Genomic DNA, 23813 nt, shown 5'->3' on the forward strand with positions numbered 1-23813 from the left:
CGCCTGGCCGGGGCGCGGGGTGGCACAGGAGGCAGCCGCAGTGACGTCCGCTCCGCTCCCCCGGATCCTCCGCCGTCGCGGCGAGCCGGAATACCCGACCTTCCTGGAACTCTTCTTCGACCTGGTCTACATCTTCCTGCTCTCCCGGCTCTCCGCCAGCCTGGGCGAGGACCTCACCGTACGGAACGCGGCGCAGACCGCCGTCCTGCTGCTGGCCGCCTGGTGGGTCTGGGTGCTCACGGCGTGGCTCACCGACCTGTTCGACCCCCGACTGCCGATCATCCAGGCGACCGTCCTGCTGGTCATGCTCGGCACCCTGCTGATGGCGATCGCGACACCGCACGCCTTCGGCAGGTACGGGTGGCTCTTCGTCGCCGCGTACTTCGGCATCCACCTGGTCCGCGACGCCGTCCTGATCCCCGGCACCCGGGTCAATCGTCCGATCCAGGCCCGGAGCATCAGGGTCTTCTTCTGGTTCGGCGTGACCGTGGCGCCCTGGGTGGCCGGGGTGTTCGTGGACGGGACGGCTCGGCTGGCGCTCTGGTCGCTCGCGGTGGTGGTCGACCTCGGCTCGGCACGGTTCGGCTGGCCGACGCCGGGGCTGGGGCGCACCGAACTCGCCAGCCAGATCTTCACCGGGGTGCACCTCTCCGAGCGGCACCGGGCGATCTTCATCGTCGCGCTCGGCGAGTTGATCCTGAGCACCGGCATGGGGCTGGCCGGCAGCGGGTTCACCGCCGGTCAGGTGACCGCGAGCGCAGTCGCGTTCGTCAGCGCGGTCCTGCTGTTCCAGCTCTACTTCCAGCGCGTCCAGCGGATCCTGGCCCCACCGAGCGTCACGACCGTGGAGAGGGTCCGCTCCGGCACCTCCACCTCGTACACGCACCTGGTGATGGTGGCCGGGGTGGTGTTGGTCTCGACCGGCACCTCGATGGTCATCGCTCGGCCGTCCGGTCACACCCCGGTGGATGTGATGGTTGCCATCCTCGGCGGCCCGGCGCTGTTCCTGCTCGGCAGCGTGCTGTTCGATGCCGTCGTGACGGCCCGGATTCTCTGGTCCCGGGTGCTGGCGATCGTGCTGCTGGCGGGCGTGTTGCTGGGCGCGCTTGTCGCGCCCGGCGCGTTCCGGCTGCCGCCGTTGACAGTCCTGGTGGTGGCGAACCTGGTCCTGCTGCTCACCCTGGCCGGGGAAGGCCTGGCTGCACGGCGCAGACCGGCCGAGGTCATCACGGCGGCCCGATGAGAGGTCGCCCCACCGGCCGCGCGGAGTCTCACCCCAGCATCGGCGGCGCCGGGGTACGGGTGTGTCGTCGGGTGCTGGCCAGGTTCGCCACGGCGATCAGGGCCAGCACGATCATGGCGAGCAGGGCGACCAGGATCGGCGGCAGCACGGGCGTGGCCGGCGCCAGGCACCCCAGCAGCACCACGCCGGCCAGCCGGGAGCGCGAGATGCGTCCGAACACGGTGAAATCGAGGAGGCCCCGGCCGAGCAGGTACAACGCGGGGCTGCCGAGGATGACAGCGGCCCACGACGGCGGGGTCTCGCCCAACGGTCGATTCACCACGAGGTCGCTGGTGACCGCCGCGCCGGCGATGCCGGCCACCATGATCAGATGGGTGATCGCGGCGGACTGGGTGAACAACGCCGGGTCGGTCGACCGGACGATCGCGTCGGTCAGCAGCTCACCGGCGCGGTAGATGTAGATCCGCCACATCAGCACCACCGTGCTGAACACCACGAGCAGCGCCCAGGCGCTCTCCAGCGTGTACTCGCTCCTGCTGAAGGTCGTCCCGGTCACGAAGATCGACACCCCGAGCGCGATGATGACGAACTGCCGGTAGCGCTCGGCCACCCGCGCGTGGACCAGCCGCCAGTCCCGGGGTCGTGAGCGACCGATCCGGGGCAGCGGCCAGCCGCACACCGCCCCGACGTACTCGACGACGACCGCGAGCGCCCAGATCGGCAGCTGGCCCGAGCCGCCCACGAGCGCCCCGCCGATCCATCCGACGGCGGTGATGGACTTCCAGGTCTGGATCCGGATCGTCGAACGCCGCAGGGGCCAGCCCTTCGAGACGACAACGGCGTAGTAGGCGGTGGTGCTGAGGGGAATGATCACGAAGGTGATCGCGAAGAGCAGCGCACGATCGCCGTACGCGTCGGCCGCGGTCGCCGCCAACAGCAGACTGGCCGCCGCCACCCAGATGAGATGCCCCTGCCCTGATGGACGGGTCAGGTCGATGGTGTCCGCCGTCCACACGGTGAGCGCCCAGATCATCGTGAACGCGAGCAGCAGCACCAACGCCTCGGCGAGGCCGGTCCAGGTCAGGTCGTTGGCGAGCATGTTCGCCAGAGTGACCAGCGCGAAGACGTAGACGAGGTCGAAGAAGAGTTCCAGAAACGCCGGACGTTCCAGGTCCGGATCGGTGGGTGCCGCTGCCGTGGCGCCGCCATCCGTTGCCATCGACATCGCGCTCCACCCGGCCTCCACCGCACGCCCCCAAAGGGGACAATACGGGCAACGGCTCGGGCTCGGCCCTGTCATCCGTTTCTTACCGTCCGCCGGTCACCCCGACACTGGCGTGTCGTCCCGGCGGCACGGGACGGTCAGGTGACGTCCCGGCGCAGGGGCAGCAACACGGCGATCGCCGAGGCGGCCACCGCGTACGCGGTGAGCAGGAGAGCCCCGGCCGCCGGTGGGAGGAGGTGGACGGCGCCGCTGCCGAGTTCCGCGGAGATGGCGTCGGCGACGTAGGTGAAATCGGTGAGCGCGGCGGTGGCTCCGCCGGGGAGGATCGGGTACAGCGTGTTGACGCCCGGGATCATCATCAGCACCGGCTCCCCCACGTACAGATAGCCGGTCACGACACACAGCGCCGCGATCTGGTGGTGGACGAGGGCGCCCACCCCGGCCCCGAGGAGCAGGTAGACCACCATCGCGACGGCGATACGGCCGAGCAGCGCCAGCACTGTGGTGGCTGGCAGACCGAGTGCGACGCCGCGGGCGGCGGCGACGGCGAACAGCGCCACCGCGGCGGTGCCCGCGAGGACGAGCCCATAGGCGAGACCGACCACCGCGTACGTGGCGAGTTTGGCGGCGAGCACCCGCCCACGGCGCGGCGCGAACAGGAAGGTGACCGCGGCGGTGTGGTGTCGGTGCTCGGAGGTGACCGCGAGGGCCCCGGCTGCGGCCGGCACGAACGCGGTGTAGCCGAGGATGCCGAGGATCGCGCGGAGGCCGGCCTCGGTGTCCAGACCGGGCATCGGCGGGTCGAAGTTCTCCGGCCCCGCCAGCGCCATGGCCCCGAACATGCCGCCGCCCAGCGCAGCGGCGGCGAGCAGCAGGCCGCCCCACATCCGGGTGGCCAGCAGCCTGCGGAACTCCGCTCTGATCAGGAGGTTCATCAGCTGACCGCCTTGTCCCTGGTGAGGTGGAGGAAGAGTTCTTCGAGGCTGGTGGTCTCGACGACCAGCTCGTGCACCCGCACGTGATGGGCGGCGGCGAGGTCGGCGAGGCCCGGCGCGTCCAGCCCCCGTACCCGCAGCCGGTCGGGCCCGGCGGCTTCGACGTGCGGTGCCGGGCCGCCGTTGGCGGGGCCGGCCGTCAGGACGGCAGCGAGCGCGGCCGCGTCGGGTGAGGTGACCAGCACCGCCGGCGGGCCGGCGAGCTGGGAACAGGGCCCGGCGGCGACGAGTTCGCCACGCCGGATCACCACGACGTCATCCACGAGCTGCTGGATCTCGCCGAGCGCGTGGCTGGAGATCAGGACGGTACGGCCCTCGTCGGCGAACTGGCGCAGGAAGCCGCGTAGCCATGACACGCCCTCCGGGTCCAGGCCGTTGCCGGGCTCGTCCAGCAGCAGGACGCGGGGGTCGCCGAGCAACGCTGTGGCGAGGTTGAGCCGCTGCCGCATGCCCGTGGAGAATCCTCGGGTGCGCCGGTGTGCGGCCTCGGCGAGGCCGAGCATGTCGAGCAGGTCGGTGACGCGGCTGTCCGGGTATCCGCCCATCGCGGCGTAGACGCGCAGGTGGTCACGGGCGGTGTGTCCACTGTGGAACGCGTTGGCGTCGAACACGGCGCCGACCGTGCGCGACGGCCGGGCCAGTTGGCCGTACGTCCGCCCGCCGATCGTGGCGGTGCCACCGGTCGGCGACACCAGCCCGGTCATCATGCGCATCGTGGTGGTCTTGCCGGCGCCGTTCGGGCCGAGGAACCCGGTGATCACGCCGGGTCGCACGGTGAAGCTCAGATCACGCACGGCGGTGACGTCACCGAAGCGCTTCGTCAGGCGCGACACCTCGATCGCGAGGTGGTCGCCGGTCACGCGCGGGCCGCCATGGCACGCGTGATCGCCTCCACGAGGCCCGGCGCGGCGGGGCTGGAGAGCACCACCTCGTCGAACTCGCCGTCGAACGCCGCCCGGTCCAGAACGAGGTGCAGCCCTGGTTCCGCCCGGCGGGCCGCCACGAGCTGCCGAGGACCCCCGTACAGGCCCCACACTCCGATCTTGGCGAAGCCGGACACCACGTATCCGCGGCGTGCGCCACGGGCCAGGCGGAGCGGGCTGTCCACCAGGGCGACGTGCCGCACCGCGGTGAGGGGCGGTGCGAACCGCTCCCGCCCGACCCAGACCCGCTCCCATCCGGTGAATCGAATGTCGATCACATCGTTGGTCACCATGACCGATGCCATCAGTCTTCCCCTCTCGTCGTGTCGGAGTCGTCAGTCGACGCGGGTGCGCGCCTGTCGGCCGTCGGCAGATCGGTGGGCAGCAGGACGGTCGCCAACAGTCGCGGTATCCGCCCGCCGCCGGGTTGGTTGCCGAGCAACGGGCCCACCAGTGCGTTGAGCCCGGCGGCGAACTCGCCCAGTTCGGCGTCGGTCAGGTGCAGCACGAGTTGCTGGTAGCCCACGCCGTCGGCGGTGAAGTCGATCCGCTCCCGGGTGAGATAGCGGGAGAACTCCGACAGCAGGCTCGACATGAACGCCGTGAAGTAACGGGCGTGGTCCTCCCGCGTAGCCGTGGCGAGGGCCGCAGGGTCGAGCGTCGCGCCGCGCGCGGGCAACGCGTACACCCGCTCGACGGCACCGCGCACCCTGCGTTCATCGATCACCTCGACCAGCCCGGCCTTGACCAGGATCGCCAGGTGCCGGTACATCGTGGCCTGTGGGACATCGGGCAGCAGCTCAAGCAGGCCCTGCGTGGTCAGGCGGGTGCCCGCGACCGCACGCAGGATCCGGATCCGCACCGGGTGCAGCGCCAGGTCCGCCCAGCGTTCTCTCGACATCTCCACGCCCGAACGTTATCACTATTGATAGTGATAACAAAGCGTGGCGTTCCACCCGGGTGGGCCCTTCGGCCCTCGATGTCAGTTACGGGTGGCGAGACGCCGGCGGACCTTGTCCCGGATCGACTCCGGCAGGTCGGGTGCCTCCAGCAGGCGGGGCAGCAGCTCCGGCTCCAGGGTGGTGGCCCGGAACACCTCACCGATGGTCACCCCGTGCGCGGGCCGGTCCACCACGTCGACCGGGTCACCCGGCCCCACCTCCCCCTCGCGAAGCACCCGCAGGTAGGCACCGGGCAGCGCCCGGACGGTGAACCGCTTGATCAGATCCGGTACGCCCCAGAAGCCGGCGAAGGTGGCGCACGGCGTTCGCGGCTTGGTCACCTGGAGCACTGCCGATCCGACCTGCCACTGCTCACCGATCACCGCGCCGGTCAGGTCCACCGCGTACGTGGTGAGGTTCTCGCCGAAGCCGCCGGGTCCGATACCGCGCCCCAGTTCGGTGGCCCACCAGGCGGCGTCCTCTTCCGCGTAGGCGTAGACCGCCTGGTCCTCGCCCCCGTGGTGGGCCCGCTCGCCGATGAAGTCGCCAACCACCCCGTCGACGCGGAACAGCACAGGCGAGCCCACCGACCGCTTGTCGATGCCGCTGCGCCCGCTCGCGTCGCCGGCCCACTCCGCCTCGGTCACCACGCCGAGGTTCACCGCTGCCACCCTGCCCGTCATGACGGTCAGCCTAGCGGGGGCCGGCAGGGTCGACCCGCCTTCAAGATCGTCTACCGGTACCGGGGCGACCCTCAGCCCTTGACGGCGCCGGCCACCAGACCGGAGACCATCCGACGCTGCACCAGCAGGAAGAAGATGATGACCGGCAGGGTGAACAGGGTGGACGCGGCCATCACCGGACCCCAGTTGGTGTCGTCGCGACCGAAGAAGAAGGTCATCGCCACCGGCAGCGTGTAGCTGCCCTGGTCGTTGATGAACGTCAACGCGAAGATCAGCTCGTTCCACGCGGTGATGAAGGAGAAGATGCTGGTGGCCACCAGGCCGGGCGCGACCAGCGGGAAGAGCACCCGGCGGAAGGTCTGGGCCCGGCTGGCCCCGTCGATCGCCGCCGCCTCCTCCAGCTCCTTCGGCACCGCCGCGACGAAGCCGCGCAGCATCCAGACCGCGAACGGCAGCGAGAAACCCAGGTACGTGAGGATCAGGCTGGGCAGGGTGTTGTAGAGCCCCAGCCGCTGGATCATCAGGAACAGCGGGATGACCAACGCCTCCAGCGGGATCATCTGCACCACCAGCAGCATGATCAGAAAGCTGGTCCGCAGCTTGAAGCGGAACCGGGCCACAGCTGTCGCGGCGAGCAACGCCACCAGACCGCTGAGCACCACCGTCGAGACGGCGACGAGTGCGCTGTTGAGGAAGAAGTCGAGGAAGCTGACACCGGGGATCAGGTTGCCGGTCAGGATCTCCCGGTAGTGCTCAAGCGTCGGGTGGGTCGGCACCGGCTGCGGGGTGGCCGAGAAGATCTCTCTGCTCGGCTTCAGCGAGGTGGAGATCATCCAGTAGACCGGGAACGCCGCGAAGAGCGCGACCAGCAGCCCGGCGCCGTTGAGGGCGACCTTCTTCACGACTCGTCCTCCTGCCTGAGCACCATGCGTACGTAGAAGCCGGTGACCACCAACAGGATCAGCGTGAGGATGACCGCGATGGCCGCGCCGAGCCCGTACTTCGGCGGCGGAGAGAACGCTTCGGCGTACGAGTAGATGGCGAGCATGAACGTCGGCCGGTCCTGGGTGCCGCCGGCCAGCACGAACTGCTGGGTGAAGACCTTGAAGTCCCAGATCGTGGAGAGCACGATCAGGATTCCGAAGACCGGGCGCAGCAACGGAAAGGTGATCTTCCAGAAGACCCGCCACGGGCTGGCGCCGTCCACCCGGGCCGCCTCGTGCAGCTCACTCGGCACGCTCTTCAGCCCGGCGAGCACGCTCACCGCGATGAACGGGAACGAGTGCCAGACCACCACCAGCGTGAGGATGGCGAAGAAGAGCAGTGGCGAGTTGAACCAGCCGTAGCCGGTCCAGTCGCTGCGCCCGAACAGGCCGTTCGAGAGCCCGTCCGGCAGCGCGTTGAACAACCAGGTGACCAGGCCGCTCGTATCGTCGAAGATCCACTTCCAGACGATGGTGCCGGTCAGCGCAGGCGTGGCCCAGGCGAGCATCACGCAGCTCGCCACGAACGTCGCCATCTTGCGACCGAGCCGGTTGAGCAGCAACCCCACCAGGGTGCCGAGCACCATCGTGAGCAGCACATTGGCCGCGGCGAACAGCACCGTGTTGCGCAGCACGGTCAGGAAGAACGGATCGGAGAGAATGTCGGTGTAGTTACCGAGCCCCACCCACGGCCACTCCCGATCGCCGCGTAGTTGCCGGACGCTGTTCAGCCGGTAGAAGGACATCACCACCACCTGGCCGAGCGGCCAGAGCAGCAGCACCCCGATGATCAGCAGGGCGGGCAGGAGCAGCAGGTAGGGCAGGCGGTCCACCCGGCGACGGCGCCGCGCGGGGGTGTCCCGCGCGGCGGCCGCCTCCGGCACCTCGGTCAGCGTGCTCACTTGGCGTTGAGGATGCTTTCCATCTCGGTGGCCGCGTCGGCGGTGGCCTTCTCGACCGTCTTCTGACCCTTCATCACCGAGCTGTTCATCGCCTGGGTCACCGTCTTCGTCCGGCTGACCTCCACCCACTTCGGGGTGAGCGGCGTGAGCTTGGTGTTCTGCATCGTGGTGGCAAACGCCGCCATCACCTTGTCGTTCGCGTACGCGTCACCGGACACCAGATCCTGGTAGACCGGGAAGAAGCCGAGGCTGCTCGCGAAGCTCTGCGCGTTCTTCTTGTTCAGCAGCACGGTCAGGTAGTCCCAGGCCAGGTCCTGCCGCTCGCTGTCCTTCCAGATCGCCACGTCCGAGCCGCCCGCGAAACCGGGCGCCGCCTTGCCGTCCGGGCCGGGGATCGGGAACGTACCCCAGACCTTCTCGATCTCGGGGTTGTCCTTCTTGATGGCACCCTGCTGCCAGCTGCCGGCGAAGGCCATCGCGGCCTTGCCGGTGGCGAACTGGGTACGCGCGTCGATCTCGTTCCAGCCCGCGGCGGCCGGCGGGGCCACCTTGTGGACGGTCACCAGGTCGGTCCAGAACTTGACCGCCCGCTGCGCCTCCGGCGTGGTGTAGCCGGACTTCCAGGTGCCGCCCTGGTTGCTGGCGATCTCACCGCCGGCTCCCCAGAGGAAGGAGTAGAAGGGCAGCTCGGAGTTGCCCGGCAGGGCGATGCCGTACGTGCCCTTCTTCTTCGCCTGCACGGCCTTGGCCACGCTGACCAGGTCGTCCCAGGTCTTCGGGGGCTGCACGCCGGCCTCGGCGAACCAGTCGGTGCGGTAGTAGATGGCCCGCACACCCGCGTACCAGGGCACGCCGTACTGCTTGCCGTCGAGCTGCGCGTTACGCACCAGGTCGGGCAGCAGGTCCTTGCCGTCCGCCCAGCCACCCATCCGGCTGCTCACGTCGGCGAGCGCCTCCTGGGCGGCCCACCCCTGGGTCTCGGTGTTGCCCAGCTCGGTGATGTCCGGTCCCTCACCGCCGGCGAGCGCGGCCTGGAACTTCTTGGGCGCCTCCAGCCAGGGGATGTACTGCACGACCACATCGGTGTCGGGGTGCTTCTGACGGAACTCGGCCTCGACCCCGTCGAGGAAGGAATTCTGCGCGTCCCCGCCCTCGCCCATCATCCAGACCGTGAGCTTGCTGTCGTCGGCCGCGTCGTCGCCGGAGCCCCCACAGCCGGTCAGCACCATCGCGGCCGAGGCCACCATGGCGGTGACCGGGGCCAACCGCTTCCACCTGTTCACGCCACTTCTCCCCTCGCGCCGCCTGGAACTAACCTTCTCCGCCGCACCCTAGTACGGAGAATTCCTTTACGACAGTGGGTGGCGCTGGCCGAAGCGTGGCGAACGTACCGCAGCGCCCCACCGGCGGGCACTCCGACGTCGGGCCAAAGTTGGGCGCTTCAACACGAAAGAGCGCCCGGCGTGGCCGGGCGCTCTTTCGAGTGGTGCTGTCCCACCGGTGGTGGGGTGTTACCAGATGATGCCGGGTCGTTATCGGGTGATGCTGCGGCGGCGACCCACGCCGGCCACCAGCGCGACAGCGATCGCGGCCACCACGACCTGCACCAGCAGCTCGCCCCAGTCGACACCGTTGGTCTCGGTCGCGATGCCGATGGCCCGCGCCAGAACGGTGCCCAGCAGCGCCGCACCGACACCGATCAGCAGGTGCAGCCAGATCGGCATGTTCTGCCGGCCCGGAACGACCAGGCGGCCGAGCGCGCCGACGATGAGACCAACAACGATCGCAGTGATGATGCCCCACACGGTGAGCTCCACGGCCACCCTCCTTCAAGAATGTCTGACACACGGTGCGTGTGCTTCCTGTCGTGACCGTTAATTGCCCGACCCACCCAAATTCCAAACCGACTTCACTCACCAAACGATCACGATCTGGCCGAGAGGAGCACGTTCCACCGCCCGCGACCACTGGCCGCGTTCAACAAGGGGTCGCCGCATTCGGCGGTGTCGTCGTTCGACCGGAGCTGGCAGAGATACGGGGCTGCGGCGTGCCAGTGCGGCGACCCGGAACCCCCGGCTCCCCCGGGAACCGAAACGATGACCGCGATCCGGCTCGCCGCACGCCTGGCAAGTCGCCAGCAGACTCGGGAGGCTGCGCCGCGTAGACCGCGAGCTGCACGCCGCGGACCTTCGGCCGCACAGACAGACATCGGGCCGCCTGCCGAAACGTCGGGCGGGAGGCCGTCGCGACGGTATGAAGACGGCGACGCCCCACCCGTGGCGGGCGGAACGTCGATGGGCGCCCGACCTGTCGGCCGGGCGCCCATCGATGGTGTCGCTGGTAAGGGTTGGTGCCGTGGTGTTACCGGGTCACGCGGCGGCGGCCACCCACACCGGCCACCAGCGCGACAGCGATCGCCGCGACCACGACCTGCACCAGCAGCTCGCCCCAGTCGACACCGCTCGTCTCGGTCGCGATGCCGATGGCCCGCGCCAGAACGGTGCCCAGCAGTGCCGCACCGATACCGATCAGCATGTGCAGCCAGATCGGCATGTTCTGCCGGCCCGGGACGACCAGACGGCCGAGCGCGCCGACGATGAGACCAACAACGATCGCAGTGATGATGCCCCACACGGTGAACTCCACGGTCGCCCTCCTTCTAAGAATGTCTGACACACGAGCTGTGTGCTTCCTGTCGTGACGGCTAAGTGCCCGGCCCCCCGAAAACCCAAACCGACTCACCCCGAAGAAGAGCGTCACTCGTCGATGCTCCAGCGACGCGTCGATTGGCCCGTGAGTGCGTCCACACAGGTAGGAGGCGGTTTCGTCGACCCACCGACCCGACGACAGCGACGGAAAAAATTGCCGCACCGACGGTCGCACCGCCGCACCACAGCGCCGAGCCCCAGCACCCCGCGCCCCAACACCCGCACCACAGCGCCCCGCGCCACAGCGCCGACGCTCCCAGCACGAAGCACCCCGCCCCCCGCGCCAGTGGAGACGGTGCCGACGCCGACGCCCACACCACGCGGGGCGACCGGGACGCCCTGAAACGCGACGCGCCCGGGCGTGTGACACCCGGGCGCGTACAGCGTCGTGAACTACTTCTTGCCGGCGGCCTTGCCGTCGCCGGAGTCGGAGGAGAGGGCGGCGATGAAGGCCTCCTGCGGCACCTCGACCCGGCCGACCATCTTCATCCGCTTCTTGCCTTCCTTCTGCTTCTCCAGCAGCTTGCGCTTGCGGCTGATGTCACCGCCGTAGCACTTGGCGAGCACATCCTTGCGGATCGCCCGGATGGTCTCGCGGGCGATGACCCGGCTGCCGATGGCCGCCTGGATCGGCACCTCGAACTGCTGGCGCGGGATCAACGTGCGCAGCTTCGCGGCGATGGTGACGCCGTAGTTGTACGCCTTGTCCTTGTGCACGATGGCGCTGAACGCGTCCACCGGCTCGCCGTGCAGCAGGATGTCCACCTTCACCAGGTCGGACGCCTGCTCGCCGGAGGGCTCGTAGTCCAGCGACGCGTAGCCCTTGGTGCGGCTCTTCAGCTGGTCGAAGAAGTCGTAGATGATCTCCGCGAGGGGCAGCGTGTAGCGCAGCTCCACCCGGTCCGCGGAGAGGTAGTCCATGCCGAGCAGGGTGCCGCGCCGGCCCTGGCACAGCTCCATCACCGCGCCCACGTAGTCGTTCGGGGTCAGCACGGTGGCCCGGACCACCGGCTCGTACACCTCGGCGATCTTGCCGGTGGGGTACTCGCTCGGGTTGGTCACCACGATCTCCTCGCCGTCGTCCGTGATCGCCCGGTAGACGACGTTCGGGGCGGTGGAGATCAGGTCGAGGTTGTATTCGCGCTCCAGCCGCTCCCGGATGATCTCCAGGTGGAGCAGGCCGAGGAAGCCGCAGCGGAAGCCGAAGCCGAGCGCGCCGGAGGTCTCCGGCTCGTAGTCCAGCGCGGCGTCGTTGAGCTTGAGCTTGTCCAACGCCTCGCGCAGGTTCGGGTAGTCGGACCCGTCGATCGGGTAGAGGCCGGAGTAGACCATCGGCTTCGGGTCCTTGTAGCCACCCAACGCCTCGGCCGCCGGCCGGCTGTTGATGGTGACAGTGTCACCGACCCGGGACTGCCGGACGTCCTTCACGCCGGTGATCAGGTAGCCGACCTCGCCGACGCCGAGCGCCTCGGCCTTGACCATCTCGGGTGAGATGACGCCGATCTCCAGCAGCTCGTGCACGGCGCCGGTGGACATCATCTTGATCCGCTCGCGGGCGCTGATCCGACCGTCGATGACGCGGACGTAGGTGACGACGCCGCGGTAGACGTCGTACACCGAATCGAAGATCATCGCCCGGGCGGGCGCCTCGGCGTCGCCGACCGGTGGGATGAACTGCCGGACGATCTCGTCGAGCAGGTGCGGGACGCCCTCGCCGGTCTTGCCGGAGACCCGGATGCAGTCGGCGGGGTCGCCGCCGATGAGGTGGGCCAATTCCTCGGCGTACTTCTCCGGCTGCGCGGCCGGCAGGTCGATCTTGTTGAGCACCGGGATGATGCGCAGGTCGTTCTCAAGGGCCAGGTAGAGGTTGGCCAGGGTCTGCGCCTCGATGCCCTGGGCGGCGTCGACCAGCAGCACAGCGCCCTCGCAGGCGGCCAGCGACCGGGACACCTCGTAGGTGAAGTCCACGTGCCCCGGGGTGTCGATCATGTTGAGCACGGCGTGCTCGCCGGCCCGCTCACCCTCGCGGATCGTCCACGGCATGCGGACGGCCTGACTCTTGATGGTGATGCCGCGCTCGCGCTCGATGTCCATCCGGTCCAGGTACTGCGCGCGCATCTGCCGGGGGTCGACCACGCCGGTGAGCTGCAACATCCGGTCGGCCAGGGTCGACTTCCCGTGGTCGATGTGGGCGATGATGCCGAAGTTCCGGATGCGACCGGGGTCGGTGGCACCAGGGGCGTTCGCGCCGGGATCGAGCTTCGGTGGCACAGCGGTCCGTTCTGGTCGGCTGACGTGAACAGGCCGGCGCGCCGCCGACCCCCTCTATGTTCCCACGCCGCCGGGGTGCCCCCACTGCGCGGGCGATGGATCGGCCCGAGAACCCCTCACTCCATCGGCGGCTCGACGAAGAGCGCGGCCAGCCGGGGCAGCCGCCGGCGCGCCTCGTCCTCGTCGTCGAAGTCCCAGAAGTCGTTGAGGTCGGGCGTCCGCACCGGGTCACGGTCCGCCGGCAGGTCGGTAGCGGTGGCCTTGCGGTACGCGTCCCAGGGCACCGAGAGCATCTGCTCGGCGGAGAACTCCTCGCCGGTGAGCGAGGCCGCCCGCACCTGGGGCAGTTCGGCCAGCGAGTCCGGTTCGGCGACAGCGCGGGCGAAGACGGCACGCCCCTGCGTCATCAGCCAGCCCCGGAAGTGTTCGAAGCCGTCGGCCGAGGCACCGCCGTTGATCAGGTACGCCGCGCCCCACAGATCCGCCTTGTGCGAGGCGGCGAGCACCCGCGTCTGATGCCGCGCGTACCCGATGATGTCCTCCGGGTCGCGCTCGGCGAGCAGCGCGACGGCCCGCGCGGCGACCGGGCCGGGCTCACCACCGCCGCCCGCCCGCGCCTCGTCGATCAGCTGCCAGAAGTCCTCGGTCCTCATGGCTTGGCAGTCTGGCAGTGCCGCCGCGCGTCGTGCACGTACCCCGGGGCAGCATGGTGGGGTGTCCTCGCCCCAACTGCCGCCGGTGCCGTACCACGCGAGCGCCCAGCGCCCGTCGTGGCCGGCGTTACCGGCGGCGCTGCGGGCCGCGGTCGCGGACCGGCTCGGCGCGCCGGTGGTCACCGCCCGGGTCGCGGGCGCGGGCTTCACCAGAGGTTTCGCCGCCGTGCTCGACACCGCCGACGGTGCTCGGGCCTTCGTCAAGGCCGCACCCGCCGCCGAGCAACCGCATCTGGTCGACTGGTACGCCCGAGAGGCCGCGATCCTCGACCGGCTGCCGGTGGACCTGCCGGCGCCCCGCCCCCGGTGGACCCTCTCCGCGGCCGGCTGGTTCGTGCTGTGCACCGACGCCGTCGACGGGCACACCCCGAGCCTGCCCTGGGTGCCCGCCGAGCTGGACGCCACCCTGGCCGGGTACGCGCAGATCGCCGCCGCCCTGGCCGACCCGCCGGCCGAGCTGACCGCGCTCGGCCTGCCGCGCCTGGCCGACCTGGCCCGGTCGGACATCCTCTGGTGGGAGGAGGTCGCCGCCGGTCGCGAGCCGACCCCACCCCTGCCCGCGCCGCTGCTGGCCCGGCTGCCCGAGCTGGTGGAGTTGGAGTCGCTCCTCCCCCGGTACGCCGCCGGGGCGACCGGTCTGATCCACGGCGACCTACGGCTCGACAACGTGTTGATCGGGTCGGACGGCCGAGCCTGGTTCTGCGACTGGACCTGGGTCTGCTCCGGGCCCGCCTGGTTCGACCTGGCCGGCCTGCTGCTCACCGCGTACGCCAGTGGGCTGGACGCGGACCGGCTCTTCGCCACGCACCCGGCGTGCGCGGGCGCGCCCGCCGACGCGTTGGACGCCGCGCTCGCCGCGCTCGCCGGCTACTACCTCACCGGCGCGGCGGCCGCACCGCCCACGGCCTCGCCGCACCGGCGCGCACACCAGCGATGGAGCGGCGAGCAGTCGCTCAGCTGGCTGGCCGACCGCCAGGGCTGGCAGTGACGGCGGCCCCGGCGGCCCGGCGGCCTCGGCGGCTCGGCGGGCCCGGCGGCTCGGCGGGCCCGGCGGCTCGGCGGGCCCGGCGGCCCCGGCGGCTCGGCGGCTCGGCGGGCCCGGCGGCCCCGGCGGCTCGGCGGCTCGGCGGCCCCGGCGGCTCGGCGGCTCGGCGGCCCCGGCGGCTCGGCGGCTCGGCGGCCCCGGCGGGCCGGCGGGCCGGCGGCTCGTGATCGACTCGGGTTTCTTGAAGTCGGGCTGTCAGCCGTGGTCGGATGGCCCGGTTTGCAGGAAGGCGAGTGGATCAAGCGTCGAGCGTCCGGATGAGCCCGCGAACCGGGCGGAGGCGGTTTCGGCCGAGCCGTTTTGGCTCGTCCCGGGCGACCTGGTAACCTGGCTCTTCGCGCAGCGGTGACGCATGTTCGTCATCATGCGCAATAAGCTGACCAACCCGAGCTATCAAGACGAGGCTGTCGCGTGGCGAACATCAAGTCCCAGATCAAGCGCAACCGGCAGAACGAGAAGGCCCGGCTGCGCAACAAGTCGGTCAAGTCGTCGCTGAAGACCGCCGTCCGGAAGTTCCACGAGGCTGCCGAGGCCGGTGACGTCGAGAAGGCGACCGCGCTCATGCTGGACGCCTCTCGCAAGCTGGACAAGGCCGTCAGCAAGGGCGTGATCCACTCCAACCAGGCCGCGAACCGCAAGTCCGCGATCGCAAAGCGCGTGGTGGCGCTCTCCGCCTGACGACTTCACCGTCAGACTGATTCGGAAAGCCCCGGGCCCAGGCCCGGGGCTTCCGTGTGTCCTGGTAGTCGTCGGTCGGCCGACGTGCCTCCTCGAACAGCGCCGGCCCAGCGGCCGGCCGGGCTTCTCCGGGCCGGCCGTTCGGTGCGGGCCCCTGCCGGGGTCGGTGCTCAGTCTGACGGGTTGGCCCGCCGCTGCGGTGGCGGCGGGTCGGCGGTGATCACCACGCCGGGAACGCTGTGCGAGATCCACTCCACCCGGGCTCGGCCGACCACCGGTTCCATCTGCCGGCGAAACCGGTCCCGTTCCTGCTCGGGTACGAGCGCGGCGGAGCGGACCACGACCGCGGCCACCATGTCGTTGAGCTTGACCATGGCCGCCACCACGACCGGCAGCACCAGCACCGCCCACCAGCTGACCAACTCGGCGAGGGCGAGCAGGACCGCCAGGGCGATGGCACCCTCGAAGAAGAGGAAGCACAGCACGCCACCGGGGTTGACGAACCGCAGGCCGAGGAGCCGGGCGTAGAGCGGCCGGTACCGCTCCTCGTCCACGGACATGGTGGCCCACACTGGGCGGTTCGCCCCCGTCACCTGGTGCTGCCCTGCCGGGCCGCCGCAACCGAGAAGACCGCACGTTCCAGGGCGTACGCCCGGTCGTCGGACCCGCCCTTGACGGCCGCGTTGCACTCGGCGGCGACCTGCATGGCCCGGACCAGTCCCTCCGGCGTCCAGCCCCGCCCCTGTCGCTGCGCCCGCTCGATCTTCCAGGCGGGCATGCCGAGGCTGCTGGCGAGCTGGTACGGGCTGCCCCGCCCGGCCGACGCCACCCGGGCCACCGTCCGCACCCCGTCGGCCAGCGCGTCGGCGATGGGCACCGGGTCGACCCCGACGTGCAGGGCCCACCGCAGTGCCTCGAGCGCGGCCGGCACGTCGCCGACCATTGTGGCGTCCGCCACGGTGAAGCCGGTCACCTCGACCCGACCCCGGTAGTAACGGGACACCGTCTCGGCGCTGATCCGCCCATCGGTGTCGGCGATCAGTTGGGAGCAGGCGGCGGCCAGCTCGCGCAGGTCGTTGCCGACGGCGGCGATGAGCGCCTCGGCGGCGTCGTCGGTGCACTTCCCCCCGGCCCGGCGGATCTCGTCACGGACGAAGGCCACCCGCTCGCGGTGCCCCTTGAGCTTGCCGGCCGGGACCACCGTTGCGCCGGCAGCCCGCAGGCCGTCGGCGAACGCCTTGCCCTTCGCGCCGCCCAGGTGCAGCACCAGCAGTTGGACGTCCGGGTCGGGATTCTTCGCGTACGCCAACAGCGCGGCGACCAGGTCCTTGCGGGCATCCTGGCCGGAGCGCAGGATCAGCAGCCGCCGTCCGCCGAACAGTGAGGGGCTGAGCATCTCGGCGATCTCACCGACGGTGAGCGCACTGGCCTGGTACTCGCGGACGTCCACCTCGGGGTCGACGCCGCGAACCTTCGCGACAGCTTCGGTGACCGCGCGCGTGGCGAGCAGTTCCTCGTCACCGAGGACGAGCAGAATGGGGGCGAGGCTGGCGGGGGTCACGTCGCCCATATTCGCACGGCCTGCGGCGGGATCGTGCCTGCTCATTCGCTGCTTGGTCGGCGCAGCCCGCACACAGTGCAAATCAAGACATCTAACTCGATTCCCCCCTTAATGCGCAAATCGTTCATCGAATCGGAGTGCGGCTCAGGGCTGCCGGCCTGCGGGCAGACCTCGCCGGGCCACCGCGAGACCGTTGCCCGTCCGGACCGCCGCCACATCGCCGTCCGTGTCGGTGCGCAGCACCCGGACGCCGCCGCTGTTCAGGCGGGCGAGCAGCCCCGGGCTCGGGTGCCCGTAGGTGTTGCCGGTGCCCACCGGCACGAGCGCCACCGCCGGCCGCACCGCGTCGAGGAAGCCCGGGTCCTGATACGCCGAACCGTGGTGCGCGACCTTCAAGACGTCCGCCCTCAACTGGCCGGGCGCTGCCCGGGTCACCATCGCGTGCTGCTCCTCGGTCTCCGCGTCGCCGGCCAGCAGGATCCGCACCCCGGCCACCGTGGCGCGCAGCACCAGTGAGTTGTTGTTCGGGTCGGATCTGGTCCCCGCCAGCGGGTACGGCGGGCCGAGCACCAACAGGTCGACCCCGCCCACGGGATGGCGAGCGCCGGCCACGGTGGTCAGCAGCGCGGCCTGCCCGCCGGTGGCCGCCGCCCGGACCAGGTCCCGGCCGCTCTCCGGGTCCGTCGATGACGGCGTCAGCACGGCACCCACCCGCCGCCCTCGGAACACCCCGGCCACCCCGCCCACGTGGTCCACGTGAAAGTGGCTGATCACCAGCAGCGGCACCTCCCGTACTCCGAGCCGGCGCAGGCAACCGTCCACCGCACCTGGTTCCGGCCCGGCGTCCACCACCACGGCCCGGCCGCTGCCGACCGGAAGCACCACGGCGTCGCCCTGCCCGACCGCACAGGCCACCACCACCCAACCGGCGGGCGGCCAGCCGGCGGCCACCAGCCGCACCGGCAGGGCACCCAGCACCGCGGCGACACCGACCACCGCGACCAGCCGGCGGACGAGTGGTCGGCGCACCGCGATCAGCAGCGCGACTGTCAGCCCGGTCAGCAGCAGGGCCCCGGGCACACCACCCGGCCACGGCAGGGTGCCGCCCGGCAGCCGAGCCCCCTGCCGGGCGATGAGCACCAACCACCAGGCCGGCCAACTCGCCAGCCACGCGACGAACCCGGCACCGGCCGGCCAGATCGGCGACACCAGTGCCGCCAGCACGCCCAGCACTGTTGCTGGCGCGATGGCCGGCACGGCCAGCAGGTTCGCCGGCACCGCCACGAGGCTGACCGTGCCGGAGATGCCGGCGACGACCGGGCCGCAGGCAAGTTGGGCGGCCGCCGGCACGGCCAGCGCCTCGGCCAGCCCTGTCGGTACGCCTCGCCGCCGCAGCCCGTCCCGCCAGCGCGGCGCGAGCAGCAGCAGGCCACCGGTGGCCAGCACGGAGAGCGCGAACCCCGGGTCCCCGGCCAACTCCGGGTCGACGAGCACCAGCACGGTCACGGCAGCGGCCAACGCGGGCAGCGCCGCCCGAGGACGACCGGCGGCGAGCGCGGCGAGCCCGATCGCCCCCATCGTGGCGGCCCGTACGACGCTCGGCGACGGGCGGACCAGGATGACGAACCCCACCAGCGCCACCGCACAGAGCGCGGCGGCGAGCCACGGACCGGCCCGTGCCCACCGGGCCAGCAACAACACCGCACCCACCACAATCGCGACGTTGGAGCCGGAGACCGCGTTGAGGTGGGTCATCCCGGTGGCTCGGAAGTCCTCCTCGACGGCGGGCGGTAGTCGGCTGGTGTCGCCCACCACCAGACCGGGCAGCAGCCCACCGGGGTCGTCGGGCAGCGGCGCGCAGGCGCGTTGCAGGCCGGTACGCAGCACCCCGGCGGCCCGCTGCGCCCAGGACGACGCGCCGTGCCGCTGCGGTGGACTGTTGGTGCTGAGCACCGCCGCGGTGAGGTCGCCTCCGCGCGGAACGCCGAGCCGGCCGTCGGCGGTGAGGCGCTGCCCGGGCAGCAGGCCCCGCCAGGCCGGGTCGGTCGTCAGCACGAGCAGCCGCACCGACGCGTGGACCCGCCGACCGTCCGGGCCGGTGAGCCGGACCAACTGCGTCGACACCAGCAACATGCCCGGCCGCCCGGCGCTGCGGATCGGGCGGGGGTCGTCCCGGACGACAAGGTCGGCGGTGACCGGAGCCCGTTGCTCGGCGAGGGCCCGGATCGGCGGCGCGTCGCGGACGGCGAGCCGGGCGGCGGTGGCCGCACCACCGCAGACCACACCGAGGCCCACCGCCACCGCCACCCACCCGTAACGCCGCCCCACGGCTCGGGGACAGCCGAGGCGGCCCAGCAGGTGCCCGGCACCAACCGTCGTCAGCCCGGCCGCCGTGCCGGCCACCAGCAGCACGGTGCGGCTGCCGAGGTGCAGGCCGGCGAGCGCGGTGAGCCAGGCCGCCACGGCGAGCCCAGCCAGGCGCAGATCCGGCGGCTCGGATCCGGCCCGACCAGCCGGGGGCACGGTCTGCGACTGCTCGACCGGAGGGCCGGGCTGGGCGATGCGAGGCGGCGGTGGGCCAGCGGCGGGCCCGCTCACACCGTCACCAGGTCCTTGAGCTGCTCGTAGCGGGCATCACCGATCCCGTCGACCTGGCGTAGGTCGCCGACGGACGTGAACCCGCCGTGCTGATCCCGGTGGGTGAGGATGCGTTGGGCGAGCACCGGCCCCACCCCGGGCAGCGCGTCGAGCTGCGCCAGTGTCGCGGTGTTGAGATTCAGCGGCCCGACGGCGGGTGCCGCACCGCCCGCCGCAGGCCCGGCCGCGCCGCCCGGCGGTGGCGTCACCCCGACCACGATCAGCTCACCGTCGGTGACCTTGCGGGCGGGGTTGAGCAGCGCCACGTCGACCCCGGGCAATGCGCCGCCGGCCGCCTGCACCGCATCGGCGAGACGGGACCCGGCCGGTAGACGTACCAGACCGGGTTTGCGGACCTTGCCCGCGACCGCCACCACCACCTCGCCGGAGCTGGACACGCTGGGGCCACCCGACGGTGCGGCCGACGCGGCATCGCTGACCAGTGGCGCGACCGGCTCCGACCGCGGCCGGGCCTGCCAGGCCCAACCTGCCGCAGCCAGGACCACCACCACGGCGACCACCGCCAACGCCCGCACACCGCGTCGCCCGGGGTCGAACGCCCCCGGGCCGGGCAACCGCGACTCGGGTGGAACCGCGAGGCCGCCCGGCGCCGGCTCCACTGCCGGCGCGGCAGGCTGGAAAGGCAGCCCGTCCGCAGGCAGCGCGCCGACCAGAGACGACGGGGGTACGCCCGTGAGCGGCGCCGCCGGCCGGGGCGACGGCGCGACAGCCGCCTCCGTCAGCCGGCGCAGGCGCTGGCGTACCTCTGTCTCCTCGTCGTGCGACACAGCGCGACGCTATGGCGGCGGCCGGGACGGTGGAGGGTGACGACGGCATTCTGTGGACAACCACCCCCACTGTGGACAACGCCCTGATCATGCCCCGATCTGCTATGGCGGAGCCGAATCGCCGCGCGTGGCCTGGGTAACCGGGCTCCAGACCACGCGCATGCTGAGGGTGACGCCGTCGCCCCCTACAGGTACGGCCGGGTGATGATCTCGATGGCGTGGCCGGCCGGGTCGAAGAAGTAGAAGCCCCGCCCACCGTGCTCGGTGTTGGTTTCCCCCTCCCGCTTCAGCTGCGGGTCGGCCCAGTACGTGATGCCACGCCCCTCGACGAACGCCAGGCACCGCACGAACACCTCGTCGTCGACGAGGAACGCGTAGTGCTGCATCTGGATGTCCACCGGCGGCTCGGCGAACTGGAGCAGTACGCCGTCGTCCAACCGCACGTTGGCGAACGGCCCCCACGAGGGGGCCTCCGGCAGGTCGAACAGCTCGCGGTAGAACGCGGCCGAGGCGCTCTTGTCCTTGCTCGCGATGATGGTGTGGTTGAACGTGACTGTCATGCGTACGGTCTTCTTTCCGGTCGATCCGACGACCCGACCGCAGGCCCACAGCATTCACCCAGCCACCCAGATGACAAAGCCCCGAGGGCGCCGACGCCCCGGATCCCGCACGAGAGACGCGGACGACGCGTCGATCTCGGCGTGGTGGCTGAAGTAGCCAGAACCTCCGGGGGTAGGCCCATCTGGGGCGCGCACGGAGGCTAACACAGCGGCGCGGAGCAGCTGCCCCCCGAGAACCTGTCAGCGGGCCTCCGGGTCGAGGCCGAGCACGGCCCGTCCCCCGTCCACCGGCAGTGTCACCCCGTTGATGAAGCTCGCCGCGGGTGACAGAAGGTACGCGACCGCCTCGGCCACCTCGTCGGTACGCCCGATCCGGCCCACCGGGTGCAGCCGGTTCAGCTCGGTGGTGATCCACTCAGCCTGGCTGGGCTCCTGAGCGGCCAGGAACTCTGCGTGCCGCTCGGTGGCGATCGAGCCGAGCGCTACCGCGTTGGCGCGGATGCCGTGCCGTCCATACTCGACGGCCAGCGCCCGGGTCAGCCCCTCCACGGCGGCCTTCGCCGTCGCGTACGGCAGCGCACCGGGCACCGGCCGGCGGGCCTGGTGCGACGAGACGTTGACGATCGCGCCGCCGGTGGCGCGGGCCAGGAAGTGGCGGACGGCGACCGCGGCGCCCACCACCGCCGGGCGCAGGTTCACGGTGATCAGGTCCAGCACCGTGTCGGCCGACGCGGAGTGCAGCGCGGCGTCGCGGAACACCGCCGCGTTGTTCACCCAGCCGGTCAGCGGCGCGGCCCGGTCCGCCAGCTCGACGGCGCGTTCGGCCACCTGCTCGTCGGCGGCGTCGCCGAGAACCGCGACGAGCCGATCGGCGGCCGGGTGGCCGGCCAACCAGTCCACAGCCTCGGCGTCGCGTTCCAGGACGACGACGGTGGCACCGGTGGCCACCAGCCGTTGCACCACAGCCCGGCCGACACCGCGCCCACCCCCGGTCACCACGTACGACGTGGGCACTGCTCAGCCCTGCGGACGGCGGTGGACGACCACGCAGGCCAGCCCTGGCCCGGCGTGCGCCGCGATGACGGCACCCGCCTCGGAGACGTAGGTGTCGTGCAGCCGGTCGCCGAACCGTTCGGTCAGCGCGGCACGCAACGCCTCGGCCCGTTGCGGTGCGGCCAGGTGGTGCACCCCGAGGTCCACGTCGTCGTCGCCGGCCGCCTCGACGGCCAGGTCCACGAGGCGGGCCACTCCCCGGCTGGCGGTGCGGACCTTCTCGCGCAGCACGATCGCCCCGTCCGGCATGTGCATGATCGGCTTGACGGACAGCGCGGTGCCGACCAGCGCCTCGGCGGCGTTGATCCGGCCGCCGCGACGGAGGAACTCCAGCGTGTCGACGTAGAACCAGACGGTGGTGCGGGCCACGGCGGCGAGCGCCGCGTCGCGTACCACGGCAAGATCGGCGCCGGCCTGGGCTGCGGTGGCGGCGGCGATGGCGGGAAAGCCCAGTCCCATGCCGGTCGAGCGGCTGTCCACGACCTCCACCCGGCCGTCCAGGTCGGCGGCGGCCAGCCGGGCGGCCTCCACGGTGCCGGACAGCGCGGCGGAGAGGTGCACCGAGACGATCCCGTCGGCGCCGGCGTCGAGCAGTTGGCGGTACGTCCGGGCGAACTGCTCCGGTGCCGGGCGGGAGGTGGTCGCGGTGACCCGGCGGGCGCTCAGTGCGACTGTCGCGTCGGACGGCTGGGTCTCCACCCCCTCCAGCCCTTCCGCGCCGTTGAGGACGACGGTCAACGGCACGACGGTCAGCCGGTGCGCCTGCACCAGCTCGGGCGGAAGGTAGGCGGTGGAGTCGGTGACAACCGCGACGGGCATGCCCGGCACGCTAGCCGATCGAGGCCGCGAACGCCGAGGCGCGATTGCTCAGACCGCGTCGACGGCGACCGGTGCGGTGATCAGGCCGACGTTGTGCGCCCGCAACTGCCATCCACGGACGTCGTCGTGACGCAGTTCGGTCCAGTGGCAGTTGGCCAACGAGCCGACGGTGCGCAGCACGGCATTGTCCCAGCCGAGCAGGTGACCGATGCCCTGCCGGGAGCCGCCACCGTGCGTGGCGATCACCACGGTGCCGCCCGCGGCCGCGTCGGCTGCCTCCTGCAACGCGACACCGACCCGTTCGCCGAGGTCGTGCAGGGGCTCCAGGCCCGCCCCCGGGTCGGGGTCGCCGGCTCGCCAGCGCGCGTACTCGTCGGGAAAGCGCGCGGCGACCTCGGTGAGGTGCAGACCCTGCCACTGGCCGAAGTGCCGCTCACGGAGCCGGGCGTCGGTGCGGACCGGCAGCCCGGTCAGCGCCGCGAGCGCGGCGGCGGTGTCCGCGGCGCGGCTCAGGTCGCTGGCCACGATCGCGTCGGGCCGCAGCGCCGCGAGCAGCGGGGCGGCGGCGCGGGCCTGGTCGCGGCCCAGCTCGTTGAGGGGTACGTCGGTCTGCCCCTGGACGCGGTTGGCGGCGTTCCAGTCGGTGTTGCCGTGCCGCCAGACGATCAGTCGGCTCATTCGGCGGCGGCGGACCCGCTGGCGTCGGCCTCGACCAGGTCGCGATCGACGAACGGGATGGTGGGGCAGTCCTTCCAGAGGCGGTCGAGCCCGTAGAACTCGCGCTCCTCGGTGTGCTGGACGTGCACCACGATGTCGACGTAGTCGAGCAGCACCCAGCGGCCACCGCGCTCGCCCTCGCGCCGCACCGGCTTCGCCTTCTCCGGAAGCTCCAGCAGGCTCTCCTCGATGGCGTCGACGATGGCCAGCACCTGACGCTCATTGGGGGCGGCGGCGAGCACGAACGCGTCGGTGATGGCGAGCTGGTCGCCGACGTCGATGATCGTGATGTCCTGCGCCTTCTTGTCGGCGGCGGCCTGGGCGGCCGCGATAGCCAGCTCGTGAGCGCGTTCGGAAACTGTCACCGT

At 71.5% G+C, this 23813-nt stretch carries 25 protein-coding genes; 3 read left to right on the top strand and 22 right to left on the bottom strand.

The window, feature by feature from the left end; all coding sequences use genetic code 11:
• The first annotated feature begins 40 nt into the window (after positions 1-40).
• Positions 41-1243 carry a low temperature requirement protein A gene (locus KBX26_RS26235; protein ID WP_210866630.1) on the top strand — a complete coding sequence of 401 codons (1203 nt, stop codon included), beginning with the start codon at positions 41-43 and terminating at the stop codon, positions 1241-1243.
• A 28-nt stretch (positions 1244-1271) separates the two neighbouring features.
• Here the strand turns inward: KBX26_RS26235 and KBX26_RS26240 are convergent, their stop codons facing one another.
• From KBX26_RS26240 to KBX26_RS26300, 13 genes are all read right to left on the bottom strand, one after another.
• Positions 1272-2462: a low temperature requirement protein A gene (locus KBX26_RS26240; RefSeq protein ID WP_210866631.1), complete on the bottom strand. Its 1191-nt coding sequence runs from the start codon at positions 2460-2462 to the stop codon at positions 1272-1274.
• Between the two features lie 143 nt (positions 2463-2605).
• Positions 2606-3403 carry an ABC transporter permease gene (locus KBX26_RS26245; protein ID WP_030336487.1) on the bottom strand — a complete coding sequence of 266 codons (798 nt, stop codon included), beginning with the start codon at positions 3401-3403 and terminating at the stop codon, positions 2606-2608.
• Positions 3403-4323, bottom strand: coding sequence for an ABC transporter ATP-binding protein (locus KBX26_RS26250; RefSeq protein ID WP_030336489.1), 921 nt, complete (start codon positions 4321-4323; stop codon positions 3403-3405). Before KBX26_RS26250 ends, KBX26_RS26245 begins: the two co-directional genes overlap by 1 nt.
• Positions 4320-4691 (bottom strand): hypothetical protein, encoded by a 372-nt coding sequence (locus tag KBX26_RS26255; RefSeq protein WP_030336491.1) that lies wholly within the window; start codon positions 4689-4691, stop codon positions 4320-4322. Before KBX26_RS26255 ends, KBX26_RS26250 begins: the two co-directional genes overlap by 4 nt.
• Positions 4691-5287, bottom strand: a complete 597-nt coding sequence (locus KBX26_RS26260) for a helix-turn-helix domain-containing protein (protein ID WP_210857844.1) — start codon at positions 5285-5287, stop codon at positions 4691-4693. The genes KBX26_RS26255 and KBX26_RS26260 overlap by 1 nt, the downstream gene beginning before the upstream one ends.
• 81 nt (positions 5288-5368) lie before the next feature.
• Positions 5369-6010 carry an MOSC domain-containing protein gene (locus tag KBX26_RS26265; RefSeq protein WP_210866632.1) on the bottom strand — a complete coding sequence of 214 codons (642 nt, stop codon included), beginning with the start codon at positions 6008-6010 and terminating at the stop codon, positions 5369-5371.
• Between the two features lie 71 nt (positions 6011-6081).
• On the bottom strand, positions 6082-6912 hold the full coding sequence (locus KBX26_RS26270; RefSeq protein WP_030336496.1) for a carbohydrate ABC transporter permease: 831 nt from the start codon (positions 6910-6912) through the stop codon (positions 6082-6084).
• A complete protein-coding gene (locus KBX26_RS26275; RefSeq protein WP_030336498.1) occupies positions 6909-7895 on the bottom strand; it encodes a carbohydrate ABC transporter permease in 987 nt (328 codons plus the stop codon). The genes KBX26_RS26270 and KBX26_RS26275 overlap by 4 nt, the downstream gene beginning before the upstream one ends.
• Positions 7892-9178, bottom strand: coding sequence for a sugar ABC transporter substrate-binding protein (locus KBX26_RS26280; protein ID WP_030336500.1), 1287 nt, complete (start codon positions 9176-9178; stop codon positions 7892-7894). Before KBX26_RS26280 ends, KBX26_RS26275 begins: the two co-directional genes overlap by 4 nt.
• A 249-nt stretch (positions 9179-9427) precedes the next feature.
• Positions 9428-9712: a GlsB/YeaQ/YmgE family stress response membrane protein gene (locus KBX26_RS26285; protein ID WP_030336502.1), complete on the bottom strand. Its 285-nt coding sequence runs from the start codon at positions 9710-9712 to the stop codon at positions 9428-9430.
• Positions 9713-10256: 544 nt separating this feature from the next.
• A complete protein-coding gene (locus tag KBX26_RS26290) occupies positions 10257-10541 on the bottom strand; it encodes a GlsB/YeaQ/YmgE family stress response membrane protein (RefSeq protein ID WP_030336503.1) in 285 nt (94 codons plus the stop codon).
• Positions 10542-10996: 455 nt separating this feature from the next.
• The gene (lepA, locus tag KBX26_RS26295) at positions 10997-12874 is read right to left on the bottom strand and encodes a translation elongation factor 4 (protein WP_030336504.1); all 1878 of its coding nucleotides are present in this window, start codon (positions 12872-12874) and stop codon (positions 10997-10999) included.
• Positions 12875-12990: 116 nt separating this feature from the next.
• Entirely contained in the window at positions 12991-13527 is a 537-nt protein-coding gene (locus tag KBX26_RS26300; protein ID WP_030336505.1) for a DUF4240 domain-containing protein, read from the bottom strand.
• A gap of 61 nt (positions 13528-13588) precedes the next feature.
• On the opposite strand from KBX26_RS26300, the gene KBX26_RS26305 reads away from it, so the two are divergent.
• Entirely contained in the window at positions 13589-14575 is a 987-nt protein-coding gene (locus KBX26_RS26305; protein ID WP_307857912.1) for a phosphotransferase, read from the top strand.
• Positions 14576-15043: 468 nt separating this feature from the next.
• A complete protein-coding gene (gene rpsT, locus KBX26_RS26310; protein ID WP_030336508.1) occupies positions 15044-15310 on the top strand; it encodes a 30S ribosomal protein S20 in 267 nt (88 codons plus the stop codon).
• Between the two features lie 170 nt (positions 15311-15480).
• Here the strand turns inward: rpsT and KBX26_RS26315 are convergent, their stop codons facing one another.
• The 9 genes from KBX26_RS26315 to rsfS all read right to left on the bottom strand — a co-directional run bounded on the left by KBX26_RS26315 (position 15481) and on the right by rsfS (position 23810).
• Entirely contained in the window at positions 15481-15870 is a 390-nt protein-coding gene (locus KBX26_RS26315) for a hypothetical protein (RefSeq protein ID WP_030336509.1), read from the bottom strand.
• A 29-nt stretch (positions 15871-15899) separates the two neighbouring features.
• Positions 15900-16880: a DNA polymerase III subunit delta gene (holA, locus tag KBX26_RS26320; RefSeq protein WP_030336512.1), complete on the bottom strand. Its 981-nt coding sequence runs from the start codon at positions 16878-16880 to the stop codon at positions 15900-15902.
• Between the two features lie 135 nt (positions 16881-17015).
• Positions 17016-19394, bottom strand: a complete 2379-nt coding sequence (locus KBX26_RS26325; protein ID WP_210866647.1) for a ComEC/Rec2 family competence protein — start codon at positions 19392-19394, stop codon at positions 17016-17018.
• A 71-nt stretch (positions 19395-19465) separates the two neighbouring features.
• A complete protein-coding gene (locus KBX26_RS26330; RefSeq protein ID WP_210866633.1) occupies positions 19466-20296 on the bottom strand; it encodes a ComEA family DNA-binding protein in 831 nt (276 codons plus the stop codon).
• A 185-nt stretch (positions 20297-20481) separates the two neighbouring features.
• Positions 20482-20856, bottom strand: a complete 375-nt coding sequence (locus KBX26_RS26335) for a VOC family protein (protein WP_030336519.1) — start codon at positions 20854-20856, stop codon at positions 20482-20484.
• Positions 20857-21096: 240 nt separating this feature from the next.
• Positions 21097-21870 carry an SDR family NAD(P)-dependent oxidoreductase gene (locus tag KBX26_RS26340; RefSeq protein WP_210866634.1) on the bottom strand — a complete coding sequence of 258 codons (774 nt, stop codon included), beginning with the start codon at positions 21868-21870 and terminating at the stop codon, positions 21097-21099.
• 3 nt (positions 21871-21873) lie between these two features.
• On the bottom strand, positions 21874-22728 hold the full coding sequence (locus tag KBX26_RS26345; RefSeq protein ID WP_030336523.1) for a DegV family protein: 855 nt from the start codon (positions 22726-22728) through the stop codon (positions 21874-21876).
• A gap of 48 nt (positions 22729-22776) precedes the next feature.
• The gene (locus KBX26_RS26350; RefSeq protein ID WP_210866635.1) at positions 22777-23406 is read right to left on the bottom strand and encodes a histidine phosphatase family protein; all 630 of its coding nucleotides are present in this window, start codon (positions 23404-23406) and stop codon (positions 22777-22779) included.
• Positions 23403-23810 carry a ribosome silencing factor gene (gene rsfS, locus KBX26_RS26355; RefSeq protein ID WP_030336526.1) on the bottom strand — a complete coding sequence of 136 codons (408 nt, stop codon included), beginning with the start codon at positions 23808-23810 and terminating at the stop codon, positions 23403-23405. Before rsfS ends, KBX26_RS26350 begins: the two co-directional genes overlap by 4 nt.
• Positions 23811-23813 lie beyond the last annotated feature (3 nt).

The organism is Micromonospora sp. C97 (assembly GCF_018070385.1).
Taxonomy (GTDB): domain Bacteria; phylum Actinomycetota; class Actinomycetes; order Mycobacteriales; family Micromonosporaceae; genus Micromonospora; species Micromonospora parva.